Annotated in this window: 12 protein-coding genes; 6 read left to right on the top strand and 6 right to left on the bottom strand. The window is 63.3% G+C overall.

Annotated features, from left to right (window positions below):
- The first annotated feature begins 107 nt into the window (after positions 1-107).
- A complete protein-coding gene (locus HWX91_RS20625) occupies positions 108-1,454 on the top strand; it encodes a TAXI family TRAP transporter solute-binding subunit (protein ID WP_028198652.1) in 1,347 nt (448 codons plus the stop codon).
- An 18-nt stretch (positions 1,455-1,472) separates the two neighbouring features.
- On the opposite strand, the gene HWX91_RS20620 is transcribed toward HWX91_RS20625, so the two are convergent.
- The 3 genes from HWX91_RS20620 to HWX91_RS20610 form a co-directional block, all read right to left on the bottom strand.
- Positions 1,473-2,207 carry a ProQ/FinO family protein gene (locus HWX91_RS20620; RefSeq protein ID WP_042276111.1) on the bottom strand — a complete coding sequence of 245 codons (735 nt, stop codon included), beginning with the start codon at positions 2,205-2,207 and terminating at the stop codon, positions 1,473-1,475.
- 96 nt (positions 2,208-2,303) lie between these two features.
- A complete protein-coding gene (locus HWX91_RS20615; RefSeq protein WP_028198651.1) occupies positions 2,304-3,668 on the bottom strand; it encodes an ATP-binding protein in 1,365 nt (454 codons plus the stop codon).
- Positions 3,668-4,327: a response regulator gene (locus HWX91_RS20610; RefSeq protein ID WP_028198650.1), complete on the bottom strand. Its 660-nt coding sequence runs from the start codon at positions 4,325-4,327 to the stop codon at positions 3,668-3,670. Before HWX91_RS20610 ends, HWX91_RS20615 begins: the two co-directional genes overlap by 1 nt.
- A 225-nt stretch (positions 4,328-4,552) precedes the next feature.
- Here HWX91_RS20610 and HWX91_RS20605 point away from each other — a divergent pair, with 225 nt between their 5' ends.
- The 3 genes from HWX91_RS20605 to HWX91_RS20595 are packed head-to-tail and all read left to right on the top strand — an operon-like array spanning position 4,553 to position 10,231.
- The gene (locus HWX91_RS20605; protein WP_028198649.1) at positions 4,553-6,049 is read left to right on the top strand and encodes a TolC family protein; all 1,497 of its coding nucleotides are present in this window, start codon (positions 4,553-4,555) and stop codon (positions 6,047-6,049) included.
- Positions 6,039-7,184, top strand: a complete 1,146-nt coding sequence (locus HWX91_RS20600) for an efflux RND transporter periplasmic adaptor subunit (RefSeq protein ID WP_028198648.1) — start codon at positions 6,039-6,041, stop codon at positions 7,182-7,184. The genes HWX91_RS20605 and HWX91_RS20600 overlap by 11 nt, the downstream gene beginning before the upstream one ends.
- Positions 7,181-10,231: an efflux RND transporter permease subunit gene (locus HWX91_RS20595; RefSeq protein ID WP_028198647.1), complete on the top strand. Its 3,051-nt coding sequence runs from the start codon at positions 7,181-7,183 to the stop codon at positions 10,229-10,231. The genes HWX91_RS20600 and HWX91_RS20595 overlap by 4 nt, the downstream gene beginning before the upstream one ends.
- An 876-nt stretch (positions 10,232-11,107) precedes the next feature.
- On the opposite strand, the gene hpnK is transcribed toward HWX91_RS20595, so the two are convergent.
- Genes hpnK through HWX91_RS20580 form a run of 3 tightly spaced genes read right to left on the bottom strand, consistent with a single transcriptional unit; the run spans position 11,108 to position 13,553 of the window.
- On the bottom strand, positions 11,108-11,932 hold the full coding sequence (gene hpnK / locus HWX91_RS20590) for a hopanoid biosynthesis-associated protein HpnK (RefSeq protein ID WP_028198646.1): 825 nt from the start codon (positions 11,930-11,932) through the stop codon (positions 11,108-11,110).
- Positions 11,922-13,199, bottom strand: a complete 1,278-nt coding sequence (hpnI, locus tag HWX91_RS20585) for a bacteriohopanetetrol glucosamine biosynthesis glycosyltransferase HpnI (RefSeq protein WP_028198645.1) — start codon at positions 13,197-13,199, stop codon at positions 11,922-11,924. Before hpnI ends, hpnK begins: the two co-directional genes overlap by 11 nt.
- A 12-nt stretch (positions 13,200-13,211) precedes the next feature.
- Positions 13,212-13,553 carry a hypothetical protein gene (locus HWX91_RS20580; RefSeq protein WP_028198644.1) on the bottom strand — a complete coding sequence of 114 codons (342 nt, stop codon included), beginning with the start codon at positions 13,551-13,553 and terminating at the stop codon, positions 13,212-13,214.
- A 385-nt stretch (positions 13,554-13,938) separates the two neighbouring features.
- On the opposite strand from HWX91_RS20580, the gene HWX91_RS20575 reads away from it, so the two are divergent.
- Together HWX91_RS20575 and HWX91_RS20570 are read left to right on the top strand one after the other, a co-directional pair.
- On the top strand, positions 13,939-14,598 hold the full coding sequence (locus HWX91_RS20575; protein ID WP_028198643.1) for a response regulator: 660 nt from the start codon (positions 13,939-13,941) through the stop codon (positions 14,596-14,598).
- Positions 14,595-16,001 (top strand): ATP-binding protein, encoded by a 1,407-nt coding sequence (locus HWX91_RS20570; RefSeq protein WP_028198642.1) that lies wholly within the window; start codon positions 14,595-14,597, stop codon positions 15,999-16,001. The genes HWX91_RS20575 and HWX91_RS20570 overlap by 4 nt, the downstream gene beginning before the upstream one ends.
- Positions 16,002-16,015 lie beyond the last annotated feature (14 nt).

Genomic DNA, 16,015 nt, shown 5'->3' with positions numbered 1-16,015 from the left:
TGCTTTCGCTGTATGCGCGCCGCGAACAACTGGAGGTCACGGGTCGAGGCGTGGCCTGTGTGTCCTCGCCGACGATGCCTCATCTCGGCTGCTCGTACGGAGTTCCCATGAAAGCGCATCGCCCGCGTCTGCCACACCTGCCCGGCGATCCGTCGCATGCGGAGTGGCGCGATCACACCGTGTCATACATCGTCGTGGCCGTGATTGTCGTGCTGGTCGTCACCCTCATCGTCTGGCTGGTCGATCCGGCACCGCCGAAAACCATCACGATGAGCGCAGGACCGCATGACAGTTCTTTCCTCGCCACCGCGGATCAGTATAAAAAGATCCTCGCCCGCAACGGCATCACACTCAAGGTGCTGGAATCCGATGGCTCGGTGCAGAACCTGCATCGTCTGCTAGACCCGAAACAACACGTCGATCTCGCACTCGTGCAAGGCGGCGTCGCCGATGGGCTCGATACGTCATCGCTCATGTCGCTCGGTAGCGTGTTCTATGTTCCGGTCGTGGTGTTCTATCGCGGCACAGGGCTCAGCGAGCTCGCGGAACTGGAAGGCAAGCGGATTGCAATCGGCCGTGAAGGCAGCGGCACACGCCTGCTCTCGCTCAAACTGCTGGAAGCAAACGGCATCGCGCCAGGCGGCGACACCAGGCTGGTGCCCAGCGACGGCATGCAAGCCGCCACCCAACTGGTGGCGGGCGAGGTCGACGCCGCGATCCTGAACGGTGATTCGGCCACGCGCGGCCTGATGCTGCGGCTCCTGAAAGTACCCGGCATCTCGGTCATGAATTTCGATGAGGCCAGCGCCTATACGCGCCTTTTTCCCTATCTCGACGAAATCGATCTGCCGCCCGGCGTGCTGGATCTCAAGCGCAGAATTCCACCCGACACCATCCATCTGATCAGCCCGACAGCCGAACTGGTGGCCCGGACCGGTCTGCATCCGGCCATTTCCGATTTGTTGATCGAGGCCGCGCAGGAGGTGCACGGCATGCCCGGGCTCTTGCAGCACGCGGGGGAATTCCCGAGTCCGGTCGCCCACGAATATCAGATCAGCGAGGACGCACAGCGCTACTACAAGACCGGCAAGAGTTTTCTATACCGGACGCTGCCGTTCTGGCTCGCCAGCATCGGCGACCGCACGCTGGTTCTGCTGCTGCCAATGGCAGTGCTGCTGTTTCCGGCAATGCGCTTGATCCCGGCGCTTTACCGGTGGCGCGTACGCTCGCGTATTTATCGCTATTACGGAGCGCTGATTGCAATCGAACGCGAAGCACTCGCCGACTCGACCGAGACCGAGCGCAAACAGCTCTTCGCGGAACTCGACGCTATCGAGGCGTCGCTTGATCGCTTGCGTATGCCGCTTGCATACGCCGACGCGTTCTATGTGCTGCGCGAGCACGTCGGCTTTGTGCGCAGCCGGCTGGCGGCGGCACAAGGCAGCCGCCCCTAGGCGGGGCGGCTGGCGTCTTTACGATTTAGCGGAGGATGAAGGCGCTGCCGGCGGCGTGGCCGATTCTGCGGCCGGAGTGTCTGCCGAAGTGGTCTGCTCCGGCTGCGTCGGCACGCCAGCTTGCGCAACGGATGCTGCCTGCGCTGTGGCATCCGTAGCATCCGTAGCATCCGCAGCAACCGAGGCATCGGCAGATGTTGCAGCCGCCGAAGCCGCCGCTTTCGCCGCGCCCCGGCCCGCACGATGCGCCTGCAGACGCTGCGCGCCGGCTGCTTCCTGCGCCGTTACCTTGCCCGCTTCAGCGCCCGTCAGATCGACCCGCGCGGCGCCTTCGACGAGGCACTTCCAGTAGCGGCTGCCACGGCACCACGTCTTGATCGCATCGCGCAATTCGGCTTCGCTCAGCGACAGGTCCTTCGCGTGAACCACGAGGTCCTCGAAGATGCCGACCTTGAGCGGGAGCTTGGGCGCCGGATTCTTCGGGAACACATTGGGAAAGCGCTTTTGCAGTCTCCCGATCGATTTCACCACCGGATCCACGGGTCTCGCGTCAGCCGCAGGCTTTGCTTCGGCCGCCGGTCTGGCGTCGGCCTGATGCGCCTGATGCTTGTGAACGGGCGCGGCACGGCGCGGCGGCGACGGCTTGCGAGCAGGCTTCGCGCCGGGCTTGGCGACTGGCTTGGCCGCAGGCGCAGCTTCGGCGCGTGCCGCCGCCAGTTGCTTCTTCAATTCAGCAAGTTGTTCGAAACCCATAGCGCACAATCAATCGAGAAAGACAGGATTGTAGCAGCGTGTTGCGCCACGCTCCCGTCACCCGGCGATGCGCCGCGCACCGATGGCGGCAAACGATCAGCTTTTGACCGCAACAGGCGCTGCCGGCTCGTGCGCGCTCAGGCCAAAAACCGATACGCACAAGCCCGGCCGCCCTACGTTATTGCGTAGGGAAAGTTCAAGCTGATGCCGCGCGGCGATCCGCGCCACAATCGCCAATCCGAGCCCGCTACCCTCGCCGCGCGCCTCTTCGCCTCGATAAAACCGGTCGAAAACCCGCTCGATCTCGGCCTCCGGAATCCCCGAGCCGCTATCCACCACGTCGAATCCCACCCGCTCGCCGGCGCGCTTGAGAATCACATCCACACGGCCGCCTGGCGGCGTATGCCGGATCGCGTTGTTGATCAGATTCCCCAGCAACACACTCATCCCGTGCGGCTCCGCCAGCACCGTATAAGTATCGTAGCCCGCGCCAGCGTCTTCGCATTCGAGGCCGAGATCGATCTCGGCCGTCTCCGCGAGCAACGACAGATCCCCCACCGCCTGTTCGCCGATCCGGCGCAAGCTCACCGGCACCATCGACGTTACGGGATGCGCATCTTCGCGCGCGAGCGTCAACAATTGCTGCACCAGGCGAATGATCCGGTTGACCCGCTCCTCGACGCGCTCCAGCGTTTGCCCCTCGCCCTTCAGCGAGCCGTCGCGGGAAGCCGCCTGCAATTGCAGCTTCAGCGCGGCAAGCGGCGAGCGCAATTCATGCGCGGCATCCGCGATAAACGTGCGCTGTGCCTGCGACGCCACGTTCAGACGTTGCAACAGATCGTTGAGCGACGCCACCAGCGGTTTGATTTCGACCGGCACGCTGCCATCCAGACGCAAGGGCTCCAGCGAATCGAGCGAGCGGGTCGTGAGCGCGCGCGTCAGGCCGCCGATCGGCGCCAGCCCTTTTGCGACCACCAGCAGCACCAGCACGATCGTCACGGGCAGCAGCACGCCGAGCGGCCACAGCGTATGCAGCGCCAGTTGCAGCGCGAGGTCCTCGCGCACGGAGATCGGCTGCGCGACCTGGATATAGCGGTCGCGCTGCTGCACCCCGAATGTGCGCCAATGGCTCTCGCCTCGTTCGACTGTGCTGAAGCCTTCGGGCAAGCGCGAGAATACCGGCGCCTGAGTCGAGTGATAAATGAGTGTGCCGGCACGGTCCCAGATTTCGATGACGACCCGATCGTCGGCCAGATCACCCAGGTCCGGGCTGTGATGCTCGCCGTCGCCCGTACCGGCCAGATTCGACGGCAACGACAGTGCGACCGTGCGCAACTCGTAGTCGAACAGTTCGCTCGCTTCCTCGCGCGCGGTGTGAAAGATGCCGAAGCCGGCCACGCCCGATGCCGCGGCCAGCCCGAAAATCAGCCAGCCCAGCAGCCAGCGGCGAATCGACGTCATCAGCACCTCTTCAGACGGTAGCCCACGCCGCGCACCGTCACCACCTGGTCCGCGCCGATCTTGCGGCGCAGGCTGTGCACATGTACTTCGATTGTGTTGCTGCCCACCTCCTCGCCCCAGCCGTACAGTTTCTCTTCCAGCTCCGCCTTGGTGAACACGCGCGTGGGTTCTTCGATCAGCGCCTGCAGCAGCGCGAATTCGCGTGGCACGAGCGGCAGCAGCTCGCCGTCTTTGGTCACTTCATGCGCGGCGGGATCGAGTGTGAGTTCGCCGTGCGCATAGATGGGTTGCTTCTGGCCAGTGCGCCGCCGCAATAGCGCACGGACTCGCGCGGCCAGTTCGTCGAGGTCGAATGGTTTGATCAGATAGTCGTCGGCGCCCGCATCGAGACCGCGAATCCGATCTTCAACCGCGTCGCGCGCGGTCAGGATGATCACCGGCGCCGCACCGCCGCTCTTGCGGTAGGCGTTGAGCACGTCGATGCCGTCTTTTTTCGGCAGGCCGAGATCGAGCAGCACGAGGTCGTACACGCCGTTGCCCAGCGATAGTTCCGCCGCGCGGCCGTCGCCGGCCCAGTCGATCGCGTAGCCCGAACGGCGCATGGCGCCCAATACCGTTTCCGCAATCATGTTGTCGTCTTCGACGAGCAGCAGACGCATGGCCCCTCCTCTTTGCAGTTTGCCTGCATTGTCCAGCCCGCTAGCTTAACGCTTCCTTAAATCATCCTTAAAGGATCCTTAGCGCAAGCTTAAGCAACGCTGAAGGCAGACTGATGGGACGCTTAACTTCAGCTAAGCGTCCCTTAAGCTCTTCCTCAGCAAAATCGGCACCTGTTGCGCGACATCCGCTCGCCGCCGTCCCAGTTTTCATTCAGGAGCCGGACTTTGCCCGTTTTCAACGCTGCTGCGAAAGTCGCTTCAGTAGTCGCTCCAGTGGTCGATTCAGTGGTCGATTCAGTGGCCGATCCAGCGGCAGTTCCCGCTCCACCCTCGCGCATGCTCGCGCTCGTGCTCGTGCTCGTGCCCCTCTGCGCCATGCTGCTTGGCGGCTGCACGTGGTATCACCGCGAGCCGCTCGCGCCGCAGGACACCTCGACTTCCGCCAACTCGCTCGACCGCATCCAGATCGATCCAGCCACCATGCCGTTGCCCGAACTGGCGGCGCATCGCTTCGATCCGTCCGATGGACTGGATATCGACGAAGTCGCGATGCTGGCGGTAGCGAATAATCCCGACCTGAAACTGGCGCGCGACGATCTCGGCATCGCCCGCGCACAGGCTTATTCGGCCGGACTGCTGCCCGACCCGCAATTGAGTGTGTCGAGCGATTACCCCGGTGCGGCCGGCGCCACGCGCGCATTCAATTATGGTCTGAGCATCGACGTGATGGCGATCGTGCTGCGCAGTGCGAACAGGCAATCCGCCGATGCGACGGTGGCTAAAACCGATCTCGGCCTGCTGTGGCAAGAATGGCAGATTGTCGCCCAGGCGCGCCAGTTGTTCGTCAAGACGCGCTTCCAGCAGGACACCCTGCCGCTGCTGCAACAGCAGCGCGAACTCGCGCGCACGCGCTACGAACGCATGGCCGAAGCGCATCGCGACGGCAATCTGACCGACGACACCCTGACCGCCGCGCTCACCGCTTACAGCGATGCGCGCAAACAGTACACCGACGCCGAACGGGCCGCGGAACAGACTCATCATGATCTGAACGCGCTGCTCGGTCTCTCGCCCGACGTGCAACTGCAACTCGCGGGCAGCGAAAACATAAGCGCACTGTCCGACGCCAGGCTCGATGCAGCGCTCGCGAAACTCGCGCAGCGGCGCCCGGATCTGATCGCGCTTCAGGCGGGTTACGAGGCGCAGGAGCAGAAGTACCGTGCCGCGATTCTCAGCCAGTTTCCGAGCCTTTCGGTAGGTTTCGTGCGTGCGCGCGATACCTCGAACATCTACACCAGCGGCTTCCAGATCAATCTGAGCCTGCCGATCTTCAATCGCAATCAGGGCAACGTCGCGATTGAGAAAGCAACCCGTCAGCGCCTGCGTGACGAATATCAATCGCGCTTGAATCAGGCCTACGCCGATGTCGCCCACATGCGCGCCGACAGTGAGATTCTCACGCGGCAGTTGCAGCAAACCGAGGCGGCGCTGCCCGATGTCGACCTTGCCGCGCAACACGCGGCTGCGGCCTATGCGCAGCACGATCTCGCGCTCGGCGCCTACACCGACGCACAAGGCGCGGCGCTCACCAAACGTGTCGACGTCGCCACCCTGCGCGAATCGCTCGCCGAACAACGCGTCGGTTTGCAGGCGCTGTTGGGCAGCGCGATCCCCGACGCTTTTTCCTCTGCTCAGACCTTCAGCGAAACTCATGCGAAATAGCCCCCTTTCGGCACGGCGGCCGCGTATCGCCTCTTATGCGATTTCATTTGCCTGCGTCGCACTGCTGAGCGCGGCCGTTCATGCGGCTGATACAGCGAGCGCAGCCGGTGCATCCGCCGCCGGCGATGCGGCCGATCAATCCGTCGTATCCGTGCAAACCGTACGGGTACAACGCGCCATCATTGCGCAGCCGGTCCGCGCCTATGGCATCGTCGCGGCGTCCGCGTCGAACCTGACCACCGTTAATCTGCCGTACCTCGCGCGTATCGTGCAGATGCGCGTCCAGGCCGGCCAGCGCGTGACGCGAGGCACACCGTTATTCGTCGTGCAAGCCGATCCTGCCGCGGTGCTCGCCGCGCTCCAGGCGAAAAGCGCCGTGACGCTGGCGCAAGGCGAACTCGCGCGCACGCAGTCGCTGTACGGCAAAGGACTCGCCACGCAATCGCAACTCGCCACGGCCCGCAAGGCCGCCGACGATGCACAGCAAGCACTCGCCGCGCAAAACCAGACGGGTATCGCGAGCGGCAACAAGATCGTCGCGGCGCCGATCGACGGCGTGGTTTTGCAGGTATCCGCGGCACAGGGCGATCAGGTACAGCCAGGCGCGGCGATCCTGCAACTGGCCAGCGGCGCCGGCCGCGCCGGCCGCGATATGCGCGCGAACGTGATGCTCGGCGTCGAGCCCTCGGACGCCGCCGCGATCCATGCCGGCGATACCGTCACGCTGCACGGACTCTCCACCGCACTCGCGAAATCTTCGGCGGATGGGCACGTGACGCTGGTCGGCGCATCGGTCGATCAGCAAAGCCAGCTCGTCGACGTTGGCGCGAACGTGCCGCTCGAACAGAGCGCATTCATTCCGGGCACGCGAGTCAGCGCCGACATCGCGACGCGCAGCGGCACGCACTGGGTCGTGCCGCGTGCCGCCGTGCTGAAAGACGGGGCCGGCGCGTACGTGTTCCAGATCACGCCGCAAAACAGGGCACGCCGCGTAGCGGTGGTCATGCAGATCGAGAACGGCGACCGCTACGGCGTGGACGGCCCGATCGACGGCGCGGCGGGCCTCGTCGTCAGCGGCAACTATGAGTTGAAGGACGGCATGGCGGTGCGCGTCAGCAAAGGCGCGGCGCAATGAATTTCGGTCAATGGATGCAGAAGCACCGGCGCTCACTGCTGTTCGTGATCGCGTTGCTGGCGATCGCGGGCGCGCTGACCGCATTTCGCCTGCCGATCTCGCTGTTCCCGAACGTCGCGTTTCCGCGTGCCGTCGTCTCGCTGGACGCGGGTGACCGCCCTGCTGAACAGATGGCCACGCTCGTCACAATGCCGGTCGAAGAGGCGCTGCGCCGCGTGCCGAACGTGCGCGACGTCGAGTCGACCACGAGCCGCGGCGCCGCGGAAATTTCGATCAATTTCGACTGGGGCACCGACATGGCGCAAGCCACGTTGCAGGCTCAGTCGGCGATCAGCGAGATTCTCGCGACGCTGCCGCAGGGCACCTCAATGCAAGTCCGGCGCATGGACCCGACCGTGTTCCCGGTACTTGCGTATAGCCTGACATCGAAACAGCAGTCGCTGTCGGCGCTGCACGATCTCGCGCAATTCCAGATGCGCCCGTTGCTGTCATCAGTGGAAGGGGTCGCGCGTGTCGATGTGACGGGTGGCGCGCAGGACGAATTTGAAGTCGCGATCGATCCGGCGCGCCTTGCCGCTTATAAGCTGTCGCTGCCGGACGTCTCGAAAGCGATCGGCGCGAGCAACGTGTTGATGGCCAACGGCCGCATTGAGGATCACGACAAGTTGTATCTCGTGATTGCCAACACCACGATCACGCGACTCGACGAACTGCGCAACGTGGTGGTGTCGAGCAATGGCGCGACGCAAATCCGCCTCGGCGACATCGCGACCGTTCGTCAGGGCGTCGTGCCGCAATGGATGCGCGTCACGGCCGACGGTCAGGACGCCGTGCTGCTCAACGTCTACCAGCAGCCCGGCGCGAACAGCGTGGCGATGGCCAAGGCGATCCGCGCGAAACTCGCAGATTTCCAGCATCAGATGCCGGCGGGCGTGCACCTGTCGAACTGGTACGACCAGAGCGAACTGGTGATCGCCTCGGCGACCAGCGTGCGCGACGCGATCATGATCGGCGTGGTGCTGGCTGCGTTCACGCTGTTTGCCTTTTTGCGCAACTGGAAGATCACGGCGATCGCGGTCGCCCTGGTGCCGGTCGTGATGGCCGCGACGATCCTGCTGCTCGACGTGTTCGGCATGGGCTTCAACATCATGACGCTCGGCGGGATGGCAGCCGCGGTCGGCCTCGTGATCGACGACGCCATCGTGATGATCGAACACATCGTGCGACGCATGCGCGAAGGCGGTGCGCACAAGTTCCATGGCCGCGTGATGGCGGCGGCGCTCGAATTCACGCGGCCGCTTGCCGGATCGTCGGCGGCGACACTGATCATTTTCGTGCCGCTCGCGTTTCTGTCGGGGGTGACGGGCGCGTTCTTCAAGGCGCTCTCCGTGACAATGGCAAGCGCGCTGTTCATTTCGTTTCTCGTCACGTGGCTCGCCGTGCCGATTCTGTGTGACCGCTGGCTGACGCCGAAGGACGCCGAGGAGCACAAGGAAACCCGCTTCGCCGCATGGATGAACCGGCGCTACGGCTTTCTCATCGAGCGCGTAACGGCGCGGCCGCCTCTGGTGCTGCTCGGCGTGTTGCCGCTGATCGTGGTGGCCGCATTCGCGTTCACGCGGGTGGGTAGCGGCTTCATGCCGAGCATGGACGAAGGCGGTTTCGTGCTCGATTACCACACCGAACCGGGCACATCCGTGACCGAAACCGACCGGCTGATGAAGCAGATCGAGGCGATCATCCGCGCGAATCCGAACATCGCGACTTACTCGCGCCGTACTGGCGCCGGTCTTGGCGGCGATCTGAACGAGCCCAATAAGGGGGACTTCTTTATCCGCCTGAAATCGAGTGGCCGTGAGCCGATTGAAACGGTGATGGAGGAAGTCCGCTCGAAGATCGAGACGCAGGTGCCCGGCGTGAGCATCGAACTCGCGCAGTTGATGGAGGATCTGATCGGCGACCTCACCGCGGTGCCGCAACCGGTCCAGATCAAGATCTATTCCGACGACCAGACGACGTTAGACACGACCGCGCGCAAGGTGGCCGAACGAATCGGCAAGATTCAGGGCGTGGTGGACGTCAACGACGGCATCAATCCGGCGGGCGATGCGCTCGAACTGCACATCCGGCCGGAGGCGGCGGCGGCTGAGGGAATGGACCCGCAGTCGATCGCGCAGGCGGTGTCGGACATGGTGGAGGGCAATATTGCAACGCAGTTCCAAAGCGGGCCGAAGACCGTAGGCGTGCGGGTACGCGTGGCTGGCGCGCTGAAGCTCACCGATACGCAACTGGGGCAGTTGGAAATTCGTGCACCGGACGGCCATCTGTTCGCGCTAAATCGCGTTGCCGATCAGGTGACGGTGACTGGCCAACCGGAAATCAGCCGCGACAATCTCAAGCGGATGGTGGCGGTGACCGCGCGGATCGACGGCCGCGATCTGGGCTCGACGATCGCGGACGTGCAGCGTGTGTTGAGCGATGGAAGTTTGTTGCCGGCCGGCGTGTATTACGAGTTGGGTGGCTTGTATCAGCAACAGCAGATTGCTTTCAAGGGTTTGTTGACGGTGTTCGGCGCGGCAATTGCGTTGGTGTTTGGCTTGCTGCTGTTTCTGTACGAGCGGTTTCGCGTTGCGCTGGCGGTGATGGCGATGCCGTTGCTGGCCGCGGGCGCGGTGTTTATCGGGTTATGGATCACCGGCATCGAGTTGAACATCTCCGCGATGATGGGGATGACGATGATTATCGGCATCGTGACCGAGGTGGCGATTTTTTATGTATCGGAGTTGCAGGGGTTGATTCGGGATGAAGGTGTCCGGTTCGAGGAGGCGCTGATCGCGGCTGGGCGGAATCGGTTGCGGCCGATTACCATGACGACTATTGCGGCTATTTTGGCATTGCTGCCGCTTGCTTTTGCCCTTGGGCAGGGGTCGGCTATGCAGCAGCCGTTGGCAGTTGCCATTATTTCGGGGTTGATTGTGCAGTTGCCGTTGGTGTTGTTGCTTTTGCCTGTGGTGTTGAAGTTGTTGATGAAGAAGGGGGGTGTTTGAAGGGGTGGTGATTGCCTGCTCGGCGGGGTCTGATTTGGGTGTTGATCTTTTGGCCTGTTGGCCTTTCCTTGAATTGTTAGTGGTCTATTAGCGTTGCCCCTGTGCGGGGCGGCACCTACTTTTCTTTGCCTGCCGCAAAGAAAAGTAGGCAAAAGAAAGCGGCTCAAACCGCTAATTTTTAAGCGGGTCCCCCGCGCAGCCACGGTAGTGGTGCATCTGGAATCCGTGCCCCCGCACACTCCGCGCCGTTGACAAAGCACTCATCAGCTCCCACTCCGCACTGCGTGCGTCGCGGACGGGTCTGCCAGGGAAACCAGCGGCTTCGCTTCGCGCAGCGGGTGCCCTCGGCTTCGCCTCGGCGAGATGCCCCCGCCCTGATTGGTCAACCCCACTTCAAATGGAATGGCGTGCGTCGCATTCGCGGTGCAATCACGATCGCTGCCACAGTTGTGCTTGCAGCAGCGAGGCAACAGGAAGCAGGGAACGGCAACAGGAAATCGGGAGAGCTACACCGCGGCCGAGTGGCAGCGATGCAACGGCGAGCTGGGAACGGACCAAACCGCGGAAGCGCAAGTCCGGCGGCCGGTGTTTTGAACAGGGTATCGGCGCGCGCAGCGCCGCCGGAGGTATGACGCCTTTGTCACCAGCGCCGAATGTGCGAGGACACAGATTCCAGATGCACCACTACCGCTACTGCGCGGGGGACCCGCTTAAGAATTAGCGGTGTAAGCCGCTTTCTTTGCTTATCTTTCTTTGCGGCGGCAAAGAAAGTAAGTGCCGCCCCGCACAGGGGCAACGCCAATAGACCACTAACACAGCAAGGAAAGGCCAAAGAGCCAGATCAACAAGGAACCCGCCGAACAGGCAAAAAGAAAATCAACCTCTCAACACATCCTCAAACCCCCCCACCGGAACCCCCAACCCCCGAATCGCCTCGCCGACCCGAGGCGACAAAAGCGCCTGCAACTCATCGGCATGCCGATAATCCCGCATCCCATCACTCAAAACCCGATCGCCGGCAAACGCAGGATGACAATAAATCTCCCCCACCCCATGCGGCAAATCGGCAAGCGCAGCGAGCCACACCGCCTCATCCATCCGTCCACTATCAGCAATCCCAACTACATAATCGTTGTGCGCGATCCCCGCCCGATCCAACCTCGCCCGCACCCGCGAAATCCACGGCCGTAACCACACCGGCGCGCTAACCTCGAACGGCAACCGCATCGCCCGCATCCCGTACTCGCGGCCAATCTCCAGAATCAAACCCAGCACCGTCGGATGCAAATGAAAATGCTTGTGCGTGTTGACATGATCGAGCGTCAACCCCGTCTTCGCAAATGCCTCGAATTGCGCGCGAATTTCCCGCGCCAACTGTTTGCGAACATGCGGCAAAAAGAAAAACCGCACCCCGTCGCGCACCATGTTATCGCCGAACCGTCCATGCTCGTCAACCAGCGCGGCAATCCCGTCGCGCGGCATAACGGCGTCGCCGTCAGCCAGCACCAGATGCAGGCCAACCCGCAACCCCGGCAGCGCGCGAGCACGCGCCACCGCATCGTCCGCGGCGGGCGCACCGATCATCAGGCTCGCAGCCGTCAACACACCATACCGGTGCGCCTGCTCGACCGCCAGATTCACCCGTTGATGCAGTCCGAAATCGTCGGCTGTGACAATCAACCCGCGTGGCTTAGCCGCCATCCGACGTCTCCATGACATCCATTACACGCAACGCCGCAGGTTGCGCGGTAGACGTGGAGGTGTCGACCCGCACGCGTTGGCCGCGCCACACCACATGCGAGCCAAACGCGGCCACGAGCCACTGGAACATCAGCAAGACATCGCGCAACGGCACCAGCGGCAGATCGCGCCAGAAGGTGCGCTCATGACGCGCGGACCGCAGATGCAGCAGCATGCGCGCGGCAAACCCCGCCGCCGTGCCCGCGCCGCTCGCCAGCGCCGCCCACAGATGCACGCCGTCGAACGGCGCGCTCGCAAGGCTGTGGGTCAGCCATGCGCCGGCCAGCAGCCACGGCGTCGGGAACGTGATGATCAACGACGCAAAACCAGGCGGGTTCACCGAACGGATCGTACGCAGCCAGCGTGTCTCGCGCTGCCACAACGCGGAAAAGGTCGGCTCGATGACATCGGTGGCCACCATCACACGCGACAGCACCGTCCGAAGTCCGAGTGCCCGCACGTGTTCAGCGAGCCAGTAATCATCCGCGAGACAGTCTTTTAACGCGTCGAAACCGCCAATACGCTCAAGCGTCGCGCGGCGCAATGCGAGCGTCGCGCCAAAACCGAAGCGGCGCGAGCCGACCGCATGCGCGACACGCACAGACGGAGCAAACCACTCGTTGATGAACAACGCACCCAACCGCGGCCAGAAACCGCCGACGCCCTGCGCCACGTAGAGACAGGTGACGACCCCCACGCGTGGATCGGCCAGCGGCGCCGCCACGCTGTCGAGATAATCGGCTTCGACCGCGATGTCGCTATCGGCAATCACAATCAACTCATGGCGCGCATGCTCCGCCATGTTGATCAGATTGCTGACCTTGAGATTGCTGCCGTGTACACGCGCATCGACCGCAAGCTCGATATCGTGCCCCGGGTATGCGGCCTGCAAACGGCGCACCACGGCAATGGCCGGATCGTCCGGCGAAGATACGCCCAGCACGAGCTGGAAATTTCCGTGACGCTGGTCGCAAAAGGTTCTGAGATTTTCGTACAGACGTGGCTCGGCGCCACACAGCGGCTTAAGGACGCTGACGCCGACACCGGCAAAGGGAGTCAAAACATCCGCGGCCCTGGAGGCGGCGCTCGCAGCCGCCGCTCGCGCCGTTCGTCCGCGCCGCGCCGCAAAAAACGGCATCGCCACGGCGGCCAGCATCGCATAAAGCGACGCTGACGCGCAGCCGAGTAACAGGACCCATTGGTATGCTGTCAATGAATGCGCTGCCATCGCTCGTGTCCGTCAAGGCCTGGCCAGCACGAAAGGCCTACCCGTAAAGCGCAGATGAAGCACAACGAACCAACGCCACGGACAATCCGCACCGATCAGCACGGACCGGCCGGCGTGGGTTGCGTGCCGGTTCCGGAAGGCGACGTTGAAAGCGGCCTGCGCGAACTGGCGCATCAGCACGACGCCGCTCGCGATCAGCGTGAGCGCAAGGATCCGGAAACTCGTGGAACTGAAGACTTGCGAGGAAACCGGCATGACCAGCAGGGCCAGCAACGCGAGCACCTGAGTACCCATGGCCGTGAGCGACGCCGCCATCAGGTGGGCCCGCAACATGTCGATCGTGACTGGCTTCATGGCGTGATCTCGTGGCCTGACGAAACGCACGAAACGCACGTCGGCGTGAGGTGGTGCCATTCGCCGGAAAAAGCGCTGACGAAAGCGCCTACCAAAGCGCCGGCCGTACTTTCGGTCGATGTTATTACGATTGGGTTGCAACATTCTGACAACCCGACGTAATGTCGTATGCCCATGACGGCCACACGACAGCAACAATTCAGGGGCGATGGTAGCGATTCTAGCTGAAGGAAACCTTAAGGAATAATGAGGTATAAAGCGTGTCGTAGACATGATCGTTACACTTCGGATATGCGGCCTGAAGCTCACGGAATTTCACTGAAGCTCACATCGACGGGAACCCTTTGCCGCAATGCAATGAACATCCAACGGAGTCTTTTCCCCCATGCGCGTACTCCTCGTAGAAGACGACGACCTGATCGGCTGCGGTATCGAAGCAGGACTGCGTCAAGCCGGTTTCACGGTCGATTGGGCACGCGACGGTCACAAGGCAAGTCTTGCGCTCGATACTACCGCCTACGCGCTCGTCGTGCTCGATCTGGGCCTGCCCAGAGTATCGGGTATGGACCTGCTCAAAAGGCTGCGCGACGCCGGCAAGGATGTGCCGGTGCTGGTGCTGACCGCAAGAGGCACGGTAGTGGATCGGGTCGGCGGCCTCGAGGCGGGCGCCGACGATTACCTCGGCAAGCCCTTCGACCTGACCGAGCTGATTGCCCGTTGCCGGGCGCTGCTGCGACGCGCGCAAGGGCGCAGCATCGAACTTATCCGCTATCAGGATCTGACGGTCAATCCCGCCGCGCAAACCGTTGAAATCGGCAATACGCGCGTCCCCCTCACCTCGCGTGAATGGGCAATCCTGATGCAGTTGCTGACCAACCAGGGTATTCCGCAGTCCCGCTCGCGGCTGGAAGAAAGTCTGTACGGCTGGCAGGAGGAAATCGAGAGCAATGCGATCGAAGTCCACGTGTCCAACCTACGCAAAAAGCTCGGCGCCAAGCTGATCAGAACCGTGCGCAATATCGGCTACGTGGTGGAGAAAGCTTGATGCCGGCATCGATACGCCGTCGCCTGATGCTGCTGATCCTCACCAGCATCGTGCTGATCTGGGGTATCGCGCTGATCTCGAGCTATCTTCAGGCCAAGCGCGAAGTCAGTGAATGGGAAGAGGCACGCCTTGCGGAAATCGCGCAAATTCTCGCGCTGCTCGACCAGCGGAATCTGACCACCCTGGCCAATGCGCGCATCGATCTGCGCGAGGAAGAACAAGGCGGCGAAGCCGGTGCGAACGATAGCGACGACGACGACGCGTTGCCCCGCGACGCGCTATTTCAGGTACGCGGAGCGAACGGCGAGGTCCTGGCGGGCAGCCCGCGACTGCGCGCCCTGCAGGCGTGGGACTTACCCGTGCCACCCGCAAGCGGTGCGCAAAACATGACGCTCGGCGGCGAGGCATGGCACACGTTCACCTTGCGCGATACCGCCCTCGGCCATACGGTTCGGGTATTCGAACCGGCCAATACGCGCAGCGATCTGGTAAGCGGAGTCGCGAGCCGGATCGCGCGCCCCACCCTCGTCGCGCTGCCGGTGCTGGCGCTGCTGGTGTGGTTCAGCATCGGCTGGAGTCTCGCGCCGCTCAAGGTGCTGTCGGGCGCAATTCGCGCACGCGACATCAACCGGCTGGAACCCGTCGATATTGGCCGGGCGCCGACCGAGGTGCGGCCGCTCGTCGACGCGATCAATCTGGTGCTGTCGCGCTTGCAGCACTCCATCGAACGCGAACGTGCATTCACCGCCGACGCCGCCCATGAACTGAAGACGCCGCTCGCCGCGATCAAGGTGCAGGCACAAGTGGCGCTGGCCGAGCCGGATGCGGCGTTACAGCGCGTGGCGATGGAGCGTGTGGTGCAAGGCGTCGATCGCAGCGCGCGGCTTGCGGAGCAGTTGCTGCTGCTTGCCCGCCTGGACGTGCACGAGAAGCTCTCCACCGCGCCGCTCAAGCCGGCGGCGGTCGCGAAAGATGCGCTACTCGCCAACGAACGCAATGCGCAGCAGAAAAACATTCACGTCACGCTCACGGGCGACATGCGTGCGGAGATCAACGCGGAACCCGTTCTGATGGGCATCCTGCTCGACAATCTGCTGGATAACGCAATCAAGTACGGACGGCGCGGCGGCAGCGTCGAAGTGGCGGTGCGCCGTGAAGTCGGCCGTGTGCAACTCACGGTGCGCGACAACGGCCCCGGCGTCGCACCGGGCGATCTCGCGCGTCTCACGAACCGTTTTTTTCGTGCGACCGGCAATCAGGCGACCGGCAGCGGACTGGGACTCTCGATCGTCGCACGCATCGCCGAGCATTTCGGCGCAAGCCTGCATCTGGGCTCGGGGATCGGCGAGCAAGGTCTCGCCGTCGCAGTATCGTTCCCCGCCTACACCGGAGATGAGGACTGAGCGCGCCACGCGCG

It is taken from the genome of Paraburkholderia fungorum, assembly GCF_902833645.1.
Lineage (GTDB): Bacteria > Pseudomonadota > Gammaproteobacteria > Burkholderiales > Burkholderiaceae > Paraburkholderia > Paraburkholderia fungorum.
This window is presented reverse-complemented; position numbering and strand designations above follow the sequence as displayed.

Bases quoted from the DNA above. Each gene is read 5' to 3' on its own strand.
- HWX91_RS20625 (WP_028198652.1), top strand. From the start codon at position 108: ATGAAAGCGCATCGCCCGCGTCTGCCACACCTGCCCGGCGATCCGTCG.
- HWX91_RS20620 (WP_042276111.1), bottom strand. From the start codon at position 2,207: ATGGGTTTCGAACAACTTGCTGAATTGAAGAAGCAACTGGCGGCGGCA.
- HWX91_RS20615 (WP_028198651.1), bottom strand. From the start codon at position 3,668: ATGACGTCGATTCGCCGCTGGCTGCTGGGCTGGCTGATTTTCGGGCTG.
- HWX91_RS20610 (WP_028198650.1), bottom strand. From the start codon at position 4,327: ATGCGTCTGCTGCTCGTCGAAGACGACAACATGATTGCGGAAACGGTA.
- HWX91_RS20600 (WP_028198648.1), top strand. From the start codon at position 6,039: ATGCGAAATAGCCCCCTTTCGGCACGGCGGCCGCGTATCGCCTCTTAT.
- HWX91_RS20595 (WP_028198647.1), top strand. From the start codon at position 7,181: ATGAATTTCGGTCAATGGATGCAGAAGCACCGGCGCTCACTGCTGTTC.
- hpnK (WP_028198646.1), bottom strand. From the start codon at position 11,932: ATGGCGGCTAAGCCACGCGGGTTGATTGTCACAGCCGACGATTTCGGA.
- hpnI (WP_028198645.1), bottom strand. From the start codon at position 13,199: ATGGCAGCGCATTCATTGACAGCATACCAATGGGTCCTGTTACTCGGC.
- HWX91_RS20580 (WP_028198644.1), bottom strand. From the start codon at position 13,553: ATGAAGCCAGTCACGATCGACATGTTGCGGGCCCACCTGATGGCGGCG.
- HWX91_RS20575 (WP_028198643.1), top strand. From the start codon at position 13,939: ATGCGCGTACTCCTCGTAGAAGACGACGACCTGATCGGCTGCGGTATC.